This window comes from Marinobacter sp. (genome assembly GCF_965229985.1).
In the GTDB taxonomy this organism is placed as follows: Bacteria; Pseudomonadota; Gammaproteobacteria; order Pseudomonadales; family Oleiphilaceae; genus Marinobacter.
The window spans coordinates 1,237,191-1,250,651 of the sequence record NZ_OZ245935.1 but is presented as its reverse complement, the minus strand read 5'-3'; the positions used below and the strand labels follow the sequence as shown (position 1 = coordinate 1,250,651).

Sequence of the window (13,461 nt, the reverse complement as noted above, 5' to 3'; positions counted from 1 at the left end):
GGAGTGATCTTATTGGCAGGTCTTTTGGGTCTGGCTGGCTGCGATTCTGACGAAAAGGCGCCAGCGGCCGAGTCCGGCAAAGTGGATGCGGAGAATCCAGACTTGCAGACCGGAGATATATCCCTGGCACTGACTTCTGCCCAGTTGGACTGGGTGGGACAACAGATTTTTCGGAACGAGTGTGCCGGTCGTTTCCAGTGCCTGGTCCACTGGAACGATGGTGAGGCGTTCCCATCGCTCGGGATTGGCCACTTCATCTGGTATCCGAAGGGCGTTGAGGGTCGTTTTGTCGAGAGTTTCCCCGCGCTGATGGAATACATGGAACAACGGCAAGTCAATATTCCCGAATGGCTGCTGGCTCTGGAGCCCTTCGATGCGCCCTGGAGCGAAAAAGCGGAATTCCTGGCTGTCGACGACTCGCCCCGGCTCGCGGAACTGCGTGAATTTCTGGCCGGAACCCAGGGAATACAGGCTGAGTTTATCTTCCGGCGCGCCAGAGAGTCGCTTGGAAGGATTGTTGAGGCCGCTCCGGATGATCGGAAGTCAGACGTGGCTGACAGGCTTGAAGCGCTTAGTCAGACTCCCGGCGGCGTCTACGCCATCATCGACTATGTGAATTTCAAGGGTGAGGGGCTTTCCTCTACGGAACGCTACAACGATCAAGGCTGGGGGCTGCTGCAAGTCTTGTTGGAAATGTCTGGCTCACCTGACCGGAATGCTCTTGGGCAATTTCGGGAGGCCGCCGGCACTGTTCTTACACGCAGGGCTGAAAACGCAAAGGATCCAATCGAACGAGAGCGCTGGCTGCCCGGATGGCTGAGGCGTCTCGAGACCTATAAAGAGCCTCCTGTCTTCAAAATTTCCGAATAATTTTGCATAAAAACTAGTTCATTTACCGAACCTTGTTCTACTTTTAAGGAGCAAGGCCCTAATGCTGCCTTTTTTCGGCGCATAGGGTCGCAGTGAGGGCACTGTATCAGTGCATGAAGCAGCGCCACTTCGTTCCAGATCTGTCTGTAACGCTTCGGTGGCGGATAAAAACAATATAAATCATGGGTTTATGGTCTGTGGCTCGCAAATTGCTGAGGTCACACGTCGCGAAAAACCAACTGATGTTCGGAGAAAAGACAATGAGAAAGACGAAATCGATTGCCCTGGGGATTGCTCTGGCGGTAGGCACGTTCACGGCCACTGGAGCCATGGCTGCCACCACTCTGGAAAACGTCAAGGAAAAAGGCCATCTCCAGTGTGGGGTGACCAGCGGTTTGCCAGGTTTCTCTCAGCCTGACGAAAAAGGTAACTGGACCGGTATCGATGTGGACACCTGCCGTGCGGTGGCCGCAGCCATCTTCGGTGACGCGAACGCCGTTGAGTTTACGCCGCTGACCGCGAAGGAGCGTTTCACCGCCCTGCAGTCTGGCGAAATCGATATGCTCTCCCGTAACACTACATGGACACTGACCCGGGATGCCTCTCTGGGCCTGAACTTCGCAGGTGTGAACTACTACGACGGGCAGGGTTTCCTGATCAACAAGGGTATTGGCGTGGACGACGCCACTCAACTGGACGGTGCCACCATCTGTATCCAGGCCGGTACCACCACGGAGCTGAACCTGTCTGATTATTTCCGTGCCAAGGGCATGGAATTCAAGCCGATCGTATTCGATACCTCAGAGCAAACCGTTCAGGGCTTTGCCGCAGGTCGTTGCGACGTTCTGACCTCAGACCGCTCGCAGCTGGCGGCCTTGCGCTCCAAGCTGTCTGACCCGAGTTCAGCCAAGATTCTGCCGAACACCATTTCCAAGGAGCCGTTGGGTCCTGTTGTTCGCCAGGGTGACGATCAGTGGTTCAACATCGTCAAGTGGGTGCTCGCCGTGCAAATCAACGCCGAAGAGCTGGGCGTGACCAGCGCCAATGCCGACGACATGCTGAAGTCCGATAACCCGAACATTCAGCGTCTGCTGGGTACTGACGGTGACATGGGTGCCAAGCTTGGACTGCCCGATGACTTCGGTTACCAGGCAATCAAGCTGGTCGGTAACTACGGTGAGATGTACGAGCGCAACGTAGGTCCGGATACCCCTCTGGGTCTGGATCGCGGAATCAATGCGCTTTGGACTGATGGTGGTGTTCTGTATGCCCCGCCAGTCCGTTAAGACCTGAAAGCCTGCGGCGAAGTCTCTGTAATGGAGGCTTCGCCGTTATCTCTGATGCTGTAAACCACAGGGAAGCTGTTCAGGACACTCCATGAAAAAACAAACAATTGATACCCGACCTGCAGGGCCGAAGCCCTGGTATGACCCGCGGGTCCGCTCTCTCTTCTTTCAGGTGATAGCCATTGCCCTTGTGTTCTGGGGCGGTTGGATTCTCGTCGATAACACGCTTTCCAACATGGAAAGCCGTGGCATCAGTACCGGTTTCGGTTTTCTGAATGAAACCGCCGGGTTTGGCATCATCATGAATCTGGTGCCTTACGATGCAACCATGTCCTATGGCCGAACGTTCTGGGTCGGTCTGACCAATACGCTGCTTGTTTCCGCGATGGGTGTGGTCGCCGCTACCATTCTCGGTTTCATTATCGGTGTGGCGCGGCTCTCGAGTAACTGGCTGGTGGCCAAGATGGCGCTGGTCTACATCGAGGTGATTCGAAACATACCGCTACTGCTGCAGATTTTTTTCTGGTACTTCGCCGTACTCAGCAATCTTCCGTCACCGCGCCAGAGTGTTGATGTTGGTGGCGCACTGTTCCTCAACAATCGTGGACTGTATCTGCCTGAGCCGATGACTCAGGAAGGATTCGGGATTGTCTGGGGCGGCATTCTGCTTGCCATTGCTGCTGTCGTTGGGATCCGGATCTGGGCCAAAAAACGCCAGTTGGCTACCGGACAGATCTTCCCGACTTTCAAGGTCGGCGTGGCTATCCTGGTGCTGGTACCGGTGGTCTCTTATCTCGTGGCCGGTCGGCCTCTGGAGTGGGATCTGCCAGCGCTCAGGGGGTTCAACTTTGGCGGAGGGATTAGCATCATTCCGGAGTTGGCAGCCCTGTGGATTGCACTGTCTCTGTACACGGCCAGCTTCATCGCTGAAATCGTCCGCTCCGGTATTCTTTCGGTAAGCAAGGGCCAGACCGAAGCGTCGAAGGCGTTGGGGCTGCCCAATGGCCTTACCCTCAGGTTGGTGGTTATACCCCAGGCCATGCGGGTCATCATTCCGCCACTTACCAGTCAATATCTGAATCTGGTGAAGAACTCCTCCCTGGCAACGGCCATCGGTTATCCGGATCTCGTGGCGGTCTTCATGGGCACTACGCTGAATCAGACGGGGCAGGCCGTCGAGGTTGTTGCCATAACCATGGCGGTCTATCTCACCATCAGTCTGCTGATCTCGCTGTTTATGAACATCTATAACCGGGCTGTGGCCATTAAGGAGCGATGATGACCGAGTCAACCATGAAAGCACCCAAGAAGGCGCTCAGGCCGGTCAAGTGGATGCGGGAGAACCTGTTCTCTGGCTGGTTCAACACGGTGTTGACGCTGGCTGTGGCTTATCTGCTTGTGACCAGTATCGGGCCCTTGCTTAACTGGTTTTTCCTTGACGCCAACTTTGTTGGCAGCGATCCGAGCGCCTGTACAGGAGCAGGTGCCTGTTGGCTGTTCATCAGCCAGCGGCTGAATTTCTTTATCTACGGCTTCTACCCCGATGAACTGCAATGGCGGGTTGACGTAATGTTCCTGCTGTTGGCCGTGGCCTTTGTGCCCCAGTTCGTTGAGCGCTTTCCCGGCCGTAAGTGGCTCGGGCTTTTCGGTATTTTCGGTCTGCCCATCGTCGGCTACTTCCTGATTCCCGGTGGCAGTTTCGGCCTGGAAGAAGTGCAGAGTTCGAAATGGGGCGGTCTGATGCTCACCCTGATCCTGGCATACATCGGGATCATTGCGTCATTGCCCATCGGCATACTGCTGGCGCTGGGCCGGCGCTCCGAGATGCCCATCATCCGTGGGATCTGTGTGGTTTTCATTGAGGTATGGCGGGCGGTTCCGTTGATCACGGTCCTGTTCATGGCTTCGGTGATGCTGCCGCTGTTTCTTCCCGAGGGTGTGAATTTCGAAAAGCTGGCCAGGGCCCTGATCGGCATAACACTGTGGCAGTCCGCTTATATGGCGGAAGTGATTCGCGGTGGCTTGCAGGCCATTCCTCGAGGCCAGTACGAGGCTGCTGATGCTCTGGGGTTGGGGTACTGGCGCAAAATGGGCCTGGTAATCCTGCCCCAGGCCCTGAAAATGGTTATTCCGGGTATCGTGAACACCTTCATTTCCCTGTTTAAGGACACCACGCTGGTACTGATCATCGGCCTGTTTGATGTGCTCGGGACGGTCCAGTCTACGGTTACTGATCCCGCCTGGCAGAATGTTGCCATCGAGGGCTATGTATTTGTGGCGTTCTGTTTCTGGGTCTTCTGCTTCGGCATCTCCAGATACAGTCAGAATCTTGAACGAAAACTCGACACCGGTCATAAGACCTGATGGGTAACTCTATGACAGACCAAACACAAACTTCAGAAATGCAGACCCAGTCGCAAGCCCAGTCGGACAAAAAGCCTGGCATTATCCGGGTCGAGGGAATGCACAAGTGGTACGGGGACTTTCATGTTCTCAAGGATCTCAACCTGACCGTTGATCAGGGCGAGAGAATTGTTATCTGTGGGCCGTCCGGCTCGGGAAAATCCACCTTCATCCGTTGCATTAACCGGCTGGAGGAGCATCAGCAAGGAAAAATCATTGTTGATGGTATCGAGCTGACCGATGATGTCCGCCATATTGATACGGTTCGGCGGGAAGTCGGCATGGTGTTTCAGCACTTCAACCTTTTCCCGCACCTGACCGTCCTTGAAAACTGCTGTCTGTCGCCTATCTGGGTGCGAAAAACGCCCCGAAAGGAAGCGGAGGCATCAGCGATGGAGTACCTTGAGCGGGTCAAGATCCCGGATCAGGCTAACAAATTCCCGGGGCAGCTTTCGGGCGGTCAGCAGCAGCGTGTGGCTATCGCCAGGGCCCTGTGTATGAAACCAAAGATTATGCTGTTCGATGAGCCAACATCAGCTCTGGATCCCGAGATGATCAAGGAAGTGCTCGACGTAATGATTGAATTGGCGGGCAGTGGCATGACCATGCTCTGCGTAACTCACGAAATGGGTTTCGCCAAGACGGTGGCTGACCGGGTTATCTTTATGGATGGAGGTGAGATTGTGGAGGAGGCGCCACCCCACGAGTTCTTCACAAACCCACAGGAAGCAAGGACTCAGAAATTCCTGCAGCAGATACTGGCGCACTGAAGCCAAGGTTAGAACAGCCGGGCATTTGCCCGGCTTTTTTATAATGGCTGCTTTTTCAACTCGGGCTCTTCGCCCGGTTTCGCCTCAAGCCACCAGACGTTCCTGTCCCAATCCCCCAGAACAATGCGCTTGGCCGGCGAGCCGTTGGCGGTCAGCTCATGCACTGCGGGGCGATGGGTGTGGCCATGGATCAGTCTCTGAACCCCGTACTTTTCCATGTCCTTCACGACTTCCTCGGGCGTTACGTCCATGATGAATTCTTCCTTGCCCTGGTTTTTCGCCATGCTGATTTCCCGAAGCTGGCGGGCCATCTGCTGTCGGTCTTCCAGTGGGCGTTGGAGAATCATCTGCTGCCACTGCGGGTTACGCATGTTGGCCCGGAATTTCTGGTACTCCACATCGGCGGTACACAGGCTGTCGCCATGCATCAGCAGAGTAGGGGTGCCGTGCAGATCAATCACCGTTGGGTCGTCCATAAGCGTTGCGCCGGCCCGGTCGCAGAAGTCCTGGCCGATCAGGAAATCCCGGTTGCCGTGCATCAGGAAGATATCGGTGCCGCTGTCCCGAAGCTTGCGCAGGGCCGCAGCGACCTGCTCCTGAAGCGGCGTGCGCTCGTCATCGCCGATCCAGGCCTCGAAGAAATCGCCGAGGATATAGAGCTGATCGACACCCCTGGCTTTCTCGTCAAGAAATGTGAGAAACGCCTCAGTGATATCCGGACGGGATTCCTCAAGGTGGAGGTCTGAAATAAACAGCGTGGTCACGCGCCCTCCAGAACCTCGGCCTTCTCGATAACCACGTCTTCCGCTGGCACATCCTGGTGGCCGGCGCGCATGGTGGTGCGAACGGCGCGGATCGCGTTTACCGTGTCCATGCCTTCGACGACTTTGCCGAACACGCAGTAGCCCCAGCCTTCGGCGTTCTTGGCTGTGTGGTCCAGGAAGCCGTTGTTCTCAACGTTGATAAAGAACTGGGCTGTAGCAGAATGCGGGTCCATGGTTCGTGCCATGGCAATGGTTCCCTGCATGTTGCTCAGGCCATTATCGGCTTCGTTCTGGATGGAGTCGCGGGTTTTACGTGGGGTCATGCCCGGCTCGAAGCCGCCGCCCTGAATCATGAAATTGCTGATCACACGGTGAAAGATCAGGCCATCGTAAAAACCGTCGCGAACGTACTGTTCAAAGTTTTTGGCGGTTTCCGGTGCCTTGTCGTAGTCCAGTTCCAGCTTGATGTCACCGTAGTTGGTTGTCAGCAGAATCATCAGGTTTTCCTGTTCAGAAAGGTTGGGTACGTTAACGTGCCCATTGTACTCAAGAGTTTCCCGCTATGCATGAGTCCGGCAAGGATTTGTGAGTATAATACGCGGTTTAAGATTCACTCCCCTTTTAACAGAGATTGTATGAGCGCCGAGTCGAAGAAAGCCCACAACTTTATCCAGAGCCTGATCGAAGACGCCATCGCCAGCGGTGAGCACACCGGCAAGGTGGTCACCCGGTTCCCGCCGGAGCCCAACGGCTACCTGCATATCGGTCATGCCAAATCGATCTGCCTGAACTTTGGCATCGCCGAGACCTTTTCCGGCGACTGTAACCTGCGGTTTGACGACACCAATCCGGAAAAGGAAAACCAGGAATACATCGACGCCATCAAGCAGGATGTGGAGTGGCTTGGCTACGAGTGGGCCGGGGACGTGCGTTACGCCTCCGATTACTTTGACGCCCTTTATGAATTTGCCGAGGAGCTGATTACCCGGGACAAAGCCTACGTCTGCGCCCTGACGGCCGATGAAATGGCCGAATATCGGGGCAGCCTGAAAGAGCCCGGCAGAAACAGCCCCTACCGTGACCGCCCGGTGGAAGAGAGTCTGCAGCTGTTCCGTGATATGCGGGATGGGAAGTACCAGAACGGCGAACTGGTACTGCGGGCGAAAATTGATATGGCCTCTCCGAACATCAACATGCGGGATCCGATCCTTTATCGCATCCGTTACGCCGAGCACCATCAGACTGGGAACAAGTGGTGCATCTACCCGATGTACGACTTCACGCATCCGATTTCAGACGCCATGGAAGGAATTACCCATTCCCTATGCACGCTGGAATTTGAGGACCACCGGCCTTTGTATGACTGGGTGCTGGATAACATTTCCGGCCCCTGCCATCCGCGTCAGATCGAGTTTGCCCGGCTGAATCTGAACTACACCATCACCTCCAAGCGCAAGCTCAAGCGTCTGGTGGATGAGCGTGTCGTTGATGGCTGGAACGATCCGCGTATGCCTACCATTTCCGGCATGCGCCGGCGCGGTTATACGCCGGAATCCATCCGAACTTTCTGCGACATGATTGGCGTGAACAAGGCCGGCGGAACCGTGGATGTAGGCATGCTGGAGCACGCCATTCGGGAAGATCTCAACACTCGCGCGCCGCGGGCCATGTGTGTGATGCGGCCGCTGAAAGTGACGCTCATAAACTACCCGGCTGACAAGAGCGAAACCCTGACCCTGCCGGTGCATCCGCAGAACCCGGATATGGGCGAGCGGGAAGTGCCCTGGACCCAGACCCTGTTTATCGATCGCGACGATTTTGAAATGGAACCGCCGCGTAAGTGGAAGCGGTTGGCACCGGACCAGGCGGTACGCCTCCGGGGTGGTTACGTAATGACTTGCAGGGAAGTAATCCGCGACGACAGCGGCGAGATTGTCGAGCTAAAGTGCGAGTACGATCCTAACACCCTGGGCGTTAACCCCGAAGGCTACAAGCCCAATGGCGTGATTCACTGGGTTTCGGCCACCGACAGTGTGGAAGCAGACATCAATCTGTATGACCGCCTGTTCAATCACGAATCTCCAGACAGCGACAAGGAAGGGGATTTGATGGATCACCTGAACCCGGAATCACTGGTGGTTCTGAAAGGTGCACGGGTCGAGAAGAGCCTGGCCGCGCCCCGCACAGATCTTCCCTACCAGTTCGAGCGGGAAGGCTACTTCTTCTGTGATCAGGCCCATACCGAAGCTGCCGGTCGGCCGGTATTCAACCGCACTGTTACGCTCAGGGATTCCTGGGGTAAGGGGGGCAAGTGATCCGCATCTACAACACGTTGACTCAGCAGAAGGAAGAGTTTCGGCCGATTGAGCCGGGCAAGGTCCGGATGTATGTCTGCGGGATGACAGTCTACGACTACTGCCACCTGGGCCATGCCCGGGTGCTGGTAGCCTTTGACGTGATTACCCGTTACCTGCGTCATCGCGGCTACGACGTAAACTATGTTCGCAACATCACCGATATTGACGACAAGATCCTGCGCCGTGCGGATGAGAACGGTGAGCCCTATAACGAGCTCACGGACCGGATGATCAAGGCGATGCACGAAGACGAAGCCCGTCTTGGTGTGTTGTCTCCGGATGAAGAGCCCCGGGCTACGGCGTATATCGACGAAATCATCGCGATGATCCACAAGCTGATTGCCAGTGGCCACGCCTACGCGGCGGACAATGGCGATGTCTACTTTGCCGTGGATTCCTTCGATGACTACGGCAAGCTCAGCAAGAAAAAGCTCGAGGATCTGCTGGCGGGCGCGCGGGTTGATGTTCAGGAAGCCAAGCGCAGCCCGGCGGATTTCGCGTTGTGGAAAGCAGCAAAGGCAGGGGAGGTCAGCTGGCCTTCGCCCTGGGGGGATGGTCGTCCCGGCTGGCACATTGAGTGCTCCGCCATGTCCACCTGCTGCCTGGGCGATACCTTCGATATTCACGGTGGTGGCCCGGATCTGCTGTTCCCGCATCATGAGAACGAGATCGCCCAGTCGGAATGTGCCACCGGCCATACCTTTGTGAATACCTGGATGCACGCGGGTGCCATCCGGGTAAACAAGGAAAAGATGTCCAAGTCCCTGGGCAACTTCTTTACCATCCGTGAAATCATGGAGAAGTACCCGGCAGAAGTGGTCCGTTACTTCCTGGTTTCCAGCCACTACCGCAGCCAGGTGGATTACTCCGAGGAAAATCTGGCCGAGGCCGGCCGCACGCTCACCCGGCTTTACCATGCGCTGAGGGGTATTGTGCCTGCCAAGGCCGCGGATGTGCCGGAATCCGAGCATGACCAGCGATTTGCCGAGGCGATGGACGATGACTTCAACACCGCCGGAGCCATTGCCGTTCTGCACGCGGTTGCCAACGAAATCAATCAGCATCGCCGCGATGGTCGTGAAGACGATGCCAAGCAAAGTGCGGCGGTTCTGGTTAGGCTCGGTGGTGTTCTGGGTCTGCTGCAGCAGGACCCAGAGGCGTTCTTCCAGGCGGACACGGGTGGTGAGCTCAGCGCCGAGGACATTGAAGCGCTGATCCAGGCCCGGGCTGATGCCCGCAAGGCGAAGGATTTTGCGGAGGCCGACCGGATCCGCGACGAGCTCCTCGAGAAAGGTATTACTCTGGACGATTCCCGAGAGGGGACAACCTGGCGTAAAGCCTGAATTTCAGGGAGCTGCTGGTTGGTCAGACCAGTTTTGTGCCTGCAGGAATGATCTTGTAAGGATTTTCCCTTACAATGCGGCGCTCAAATTAGAATGCCCCCTCAAGATGAAGGGGGAGTCGGGAAACGTAACCCACTGAGGCAGACAACGATGACAGAACGCGTACAAGTCGGCGGCATTCAGGTCGCAAAGAATCTGTATGATTTCGTGAACAACGAAGCGATCCCGGGCACCGGAATCGATGCCGATAAATTCTGGGCAGAATTTGACAAGATCGTGAACGAGCTGGCGCCACGCAACCGTGAGTTGCTGGCCAAGCGTGATGCTATCCAGGAAAAAATGGACAGCTGGAACCGCGACCACAAGGGCCAGAAGCTGGACATGGCCGAGTACAAGTCTTTCCTGAAAGACATCGGTTACCTGGTAGACGAGCCTTCCGAGTTCAAGATCTCCACCTCCAATGTTGACCCGGAAGTGGCAACCATGGCCGGCCCTCAGCTGGTGGTTCCGATCATGAATGCCCGTTTTGCTCTCAACGCGGCGAACGCGCGCTGGGGGAGCCTTTACGATGCCCTGTACGGTACCGATGCCATTTCCGAGGAAGACGGCGCTGAAAAAGGCCGTGGTTACAACCCGGTTCGCGGTGCCAAAGTTATCGAATGGGCCCGGAACCTGCTCGACAGCTCAGCGCCATTGGCCTCTGGCAGCCATAAAGATGCTGCCGGGTATCTGGTTGAAGGCGGCAAGCTGGTCGTCAAGCTGCAGAACGGTGAGTCCACCGGCCTGAAAGACGAAGCCGGCTTTGTTGGCTACACCGGTGCTGCTGACGCGCCTACCGGCGTACTGCTGGTCAAGAACGGCATGCACTTCGAGATCCAGATTGACGCCAGCCACCCGATTGGTAAAGACGACGGAGCCAGCGTCAAAGACGTACTGATGGAGTCTGCACTGACCACCATCATGGACTGCGAGGACTCGGTAGCGGCCGTAGACGCTGACGACAAGGCGCTGGCCTATCGCAACTGGCTGGGCCTGATGAAGGGCGATCTGCAGGAAACCTTTGAAAAAGGTGGTGAGCAGCTGACCCGCAAGATGAATGCGGATCGCACCTACACAGCGGCGGACGGCAGCGAGCTGAGCCTGAAAGGCCGCAGCCTGATGTTTATCCGTAATGTCGGCCACCTGATGACCAACCCGGCCATCCTGCTGAAAGACGGCAACGAAGTGCCGGAAGGCCTCATGGACGGCCTGATCACCTCGCTGATCGCCATTCACGACATGAAGGGCAATGGCAAGTTCCAGAACAGCACCAAAGGCTCCATGTACATTGTGAAGCCGAAGATGCACGGTCCGGAAGAAGTGGCGTTCACCAATGAATTCTTTGGTCGTGTTGAAGATGCGCTGGGTCTGCCGCGCTTCACCCTGAAAGTGGGCATCATGGACGAGGAGCGCCGCACTACGGTTAACCTCAAGTCCTGTATCCATGCTGCCAAAGAGCGTGCTGTGTTCATCAATACAGGCTTCCTGGACCGTACCGGCGACGAGATCCACACCTCAATGGAACTGGGTCCGTTCATCCGCAAAGGCCCGATGAAGCAGGCGACCTGGATCAATGCCTACGAGCAGTGGAACGTGGACATCGGCCTGGAAACCGGTTTCCGTGGTGTTGCCCAGATCGGCAAGGGTATGTGGGCCATGCCTGACCTGATGGCCGGCATGCTGGAGGCGAAAATCGGCCATCCGAAGGCGGGTGCCAACACTGCGTGGGTTCCGTCTCCGACTGCCGCCACGCTGCATGCCACTCACTACCATCAGGTGAGCGTGGCTGACGTCCAGAAGCAGCTGGAAAGCCGCACACGCGCGGCTCTGGAAGATATCCTGACAGTACCGGTAATGGATGATCCGGCGTCCCTGAGCGCCGAAGATATCCAGCAGGAGCTGGACAACAATGCCCAGGGTATCCTCGGTTACGTTGTGCGCTGGATCGACCAGGGCGTTGGCTGCTCCAAGGTGCCTGACATCAACGATGTGGGACTGATGGAAGACCGTGCGACTCTGCGTATCGCCTCCCAGCTGCTGGCCAACTGGCTGCACCATGGTATCTGCTCCGAAGAGCAGATCATGGAAACCATGAAGCGCATGGCTGCGGTGGTCGACAAGCAGAACGCCGGTGATCCGGCCTACCGCCCGATGGCCGGGAACTTTGACGACAGCGTCGCCTTCCAGGCGGCGCTGGACCTGGTTCTCAAGGGGCGGGAGCAGCCGAACGGCTACACCGAGCCGCTGCTGCACGCCTACCGTCTGAAGGCGAAAGCCAAGTACGGGCAGTAAGCGCTGCGCACAAAAAACCCCGCTTCGGCGGGGTTTTTTGTGGCTTGTCGGATTACGGCTTCGCCTAATCCGACCTACCTGACAGACTGCTCCCTTCCGCAGGTTGGATTAGGCGAAGCCGTAATCCAACACCTAAGCTCAGTCCTTGTGCAGCACGTCAGCGGCGTACAGGGTATTCTGCAGCAGGGTCGCGATGGTCATCGGCCCCACACCACCGGGAACCGGCGTGATGTAGGCCGCTCGTTCAGCCGCGGCTGCGAAATCCACATCGCCATGCAGTTTCCCGTCTTCCATACGGTTGATGCCCACATCAATCACGGTTGCCCCCGGTTTCACCCAATCGCCTTTGATCAGGCCGGGCTTTCCAACAGCGGCTACCAGGATGTCCGCCTCCCGCACAAACTTCTCGAGATCCGGTGTGAATCGATGGCAGACGGTAATGGTGGCGCCCTTGAGCAGCAATTCCATGCTCATGGGGCGGCCGACAATGTTGGAAGCGCCCACAATCACGGCATGCTGGCCCTTGTAGGGCGTGTCAATGCTGTCGAGCAGGGTAATGATGCCAGCCGGTGTGCAGGGGCGCAGGGTGGGTTTGCGCTGCATCAGGCGACCGATGTTGTATGGGTGGAAGCCATCAACGTCTTTATCTGGCCGGATTTTCACCAGAATCGGATCTGCATCGAGGTGCGAAGGCAAGGGGAGTTGCACCAGGATCCCGTCCACGGTGGGGTTCTCGTTCAGCTCATCAATCAGCGCCTCAAGCGCTTCCTGGGAGGTGTCTTCCGGCAGATCATATGAGAGGGAGAGAATTCCGGCCTGGTCGCACGCCTTACGTTTGTTTCCCACGTACACATGGGATGCGGGATCGTTGCCGACCAGTACAACTGCCAGCCCGGGGGCTCTCAGCCCTTGCTGGGTTCTTGCTTCCACCCCTGCGGCGACTTGCTGTCGTACTTCGGCGGCAATCTCTTTTCCGTTGATCAGTTTGGCGGTCATGTCTCGTCTTGTCGGTTGGGCATCGGTAAATTGAAGGACGGGCATTGTCTCATGCTTCCATGCGAACTCCAATTGGACGGTTGGGTGGCGTGGCCTGGAGGAACTTTCGGCAACGCGCTTTGTCACTGAAGAGACTGTTGTTTCAGGGAATTTGGAAATCCGTGTTGACGGAACCCTCCGGCGCCGGTAATATGCGCGCCAACTTTGCTGAGGCACTTGTTGTTCAGTTCAAACGGGGTATAGCGCAGTCTGGTAGCGCGCCTGCTTTGGGAGCAGGATGTCGGGAGTTCGAATCTCTCTACCCCGACCATTTTCTGGATGTTCAGGTGGGCGAACGGTCA

General features: G+C 56.7%; 11 protein-coding genes and 1 tRNA gene. 9 read left to right on the top strand and 3 right to left on the bottom strand.

Annotated elements, in window-relative coordinates:
• Positions 1–12: 12 nt before the first annotated feature.
• The 5 genes from ACO06L_RS05645 to ACO06L_RS05625 all read left to right on the top strand — a co-directional run bounded on the left by ACO06L_RS05645 (position 13) and on the right by ACO06L_RS05625 (position 5,329).
• Complete coding sequence (locus tag ACO06L_RS05645) at positions 13–870, top strand: hypothetical protein (RefSeq protein WP_227715841.1); 858 nt, start codon at positions 13–15, stop codon at positions 868–870.
• A 260-nt stretch (positions 871–1,130) separates the two neighbouring features.
• A complete protein-coding gene (locus ACO06L_RS05640) occupies positions 1,131–2,156 on the top strand; it encodes an amino acid ABC transporter substrate-binding protein (RefSeq protein WP_202346831.1) in 1,026 nt (341 codons plus the stop codon).
• A 91-nt stretch (positions 2,157–2,247) separates the two neighbouring features.
• Complete coding sequence (locus tag ACO06L_RS05635; RefSeq protein WP_336143264.1) at positions 2,248–3,435, top strand: amino acid ABC transporter permease; 1,188 nt, start codon at positions 2,248–2,250, stop codon at positions 3,433–3,435.
• Complete coding sequence (locus ACO06L_RS05630; protein WP_202347446.1) at positions 3,435–4,520, top strand: amino acid ABC transporter permease; 1,086 nt, start codon at positions 3,435–3,437, stop codon at positions 4,518–4,520. Before ACO06L_RS05635 ends, ACO06L_RS05630 begins: the two co-directional genes overlap by 1 nt.
• A 38-nt stretch (positions 4,521–4,558) precedes the next feature.
• Positions 4,559–5,329, top strand: coding sequence for an amino acid ABC transporter ATP-binding protein (locus ACO06L_RS05625; protein WP_064228906.1), 771 nt, complete (start codon positions 4,559–4,561; stop codon positions 5,327–5,329).
• 38 nt (positions 5,330–5,367) lie between these two features.
• Here the strand turns inward: ACO06L_RS05625 and ACO06L_RS05620 are convergent, their stop codons facing one another.
• Together ACO06L_RS05620 and ACO06L_RS05615 are read right to left on the bottom strand one after the other, a co-directional pair.
• Positions 5,368–6,093, bottom strand: a complete 726-nt coding sequence (locus ACO06L_RS05620; RefSeq protein WP_202347447.1) for a UDP-2,3-diacylglucosamine diphosphatase — start codon at positions 6,091–6,093, stop codon at positions 5,368–5,370.
• A complete protein-coding gene (locus ACO06L_RS05615) occupies positions 6,090–6,590 on the bottom strand; it encodes a peptidylprolyl isomerase (protein ID WP_202347448.1) in 501 nt (166 codons plus the stop codon). Before ACO06L_RS05615 ends, ACO06L_RS05620 begins: the two co-directional genes overlap by 4 nt.
• A gap of 138 nt (positions 6,591–6,728) precedes the next feature.
• Here ACO06L_RS05615 and ACO06L_RS05610 point away from each other — a divergent pair, with 138 nt between their 5' ends.
• The 3 genes from ACO06L_RS05610 (at position 6,729) to ACO06L_RS05600 (ending at position 12,124) form a co-directional block, all read left to right on the top strand.
• Positions 6,729–8,408 (top strand): glutamine--tRNA ligase/YqeY domain fusion protein, encoded by a 1,680-nt coding sequence (locus ACO06L_RS05610; protein WP_202347449.1) that lies wholly within the window; start codon positions 6,729–6,731, stop codon positions 8,406–8,408.
• Positions 8,405–9,793, top strand: a complete 1,389-nt coding sequence (cysS, locus tag ACO06L_RS05605; RefSeq protein WP_202347450.1) for a cysteine--tRNA ligase — start codon at positions 8,405–8,407, stop codon at positions 9,791–9,793. The genes ACO06L_RS05610 and cysS overlap by 4 nt, the downstream gene beginning before the upstream one ends.
• 150 nt (positions 9,794–9,943) lie before the next feature.
• Positions 9,944–12,124 carry a malate synthase G gene (locus ACO06L_RS05600; protein ID WP_202347451.1) on the top strand — a complete coding sequence of 727 codons (2,181 nt, stop codon included), beginning with the start codon at positions 9,944–9,946 and terminating at the stop codon, positions 12,122–12,124.
• 138 nt (positions 12,125–12,262) lie between these two features.
• Here the strand turns inward: ACO06L_RS05600 and folD are convergent, their stop codons facing one another.
• On the bottom strand, positions 12,263–13,120 hold the full coding sequence (gene folD / locus ACO06L_RS05595; protein ID WP_202347452.1) for a bifunctional methylenetetrahydrofolate dehydrogenase/methenyltetrahydrofolate cyclohydrolase FolD: 858 nt from the start codon (positions 13,118–13,120) through the stop codon (positions 12,263–12,265).
• 233 nt (positions 13,121–13,353) lie between these two features.
• On the opposite strand from folD, the gene ACO06L_RS05590 reads away from it, so the two are divergent.
• Positions 13,354–13,430: transfer RNA gene (locus ACO06L_RS05590), tRNA-Pro, on the top strand.
• Positions 13,431–13,461: the final 31 nt, after the last annotated feature.

Coding starts and splice junctions, on each gene's coding strand:
- ACO06L_RS05640 (WP_202346831.1), top strand. CDS start 1,131: ATGAGAAAGACGAAATCGATTGCCCTGGGGATTGCTCTGGCGGTAGGC.
- ACO06L_RS05635 (WP_336143264.1), top strand. CDS start 2,248: ATGAAAAAACAAACAATTGATACCCGACCTGCAGGGCCGAAGCCCTGG.
- ACO06L_RS05630 (WP_202347446.1), top strand. CDS start 3,435: ATGACCGAGTCAACCATGAAAGCACCCAAGAAGGCGCTCAGGCCGGTC.
- ACO06L_RS05625 (WP_064228906.1), top strand. CDS start 4,559: ATGCAGACCCAGTCGCAAGCCCAGTCGGACAAAAAGCCTGGCATTATC.
- ACO06L_RS05615 (WP_202347448.1), bottom strand. CDS start 6,590: ATGATTCTGCTGACAACCAACTACGGTGACATCAAGCTGGAACTGGAC.
- ACO06L_RS05610 (WP_202347449.1), top strand. CDS start 6,729: ATGAGCGCCGAGTCGAAGAAAGCCCACAACTTTATCCAGAGCCTGATC.
- ACO06L_RS05600 (WP_202347451.1), top strand. CDS start 9,944: ATGACAGAACGCGTACAAGTCGGCGGCATTCAGGTCGCAAAGAATCTG.
- folD (WP_202347452.1), bottom strand. CDS start 13,120: ATGACCGCCAAACTGATCAACGGAAAAGAGATTGCCGCCGAAGTACGA.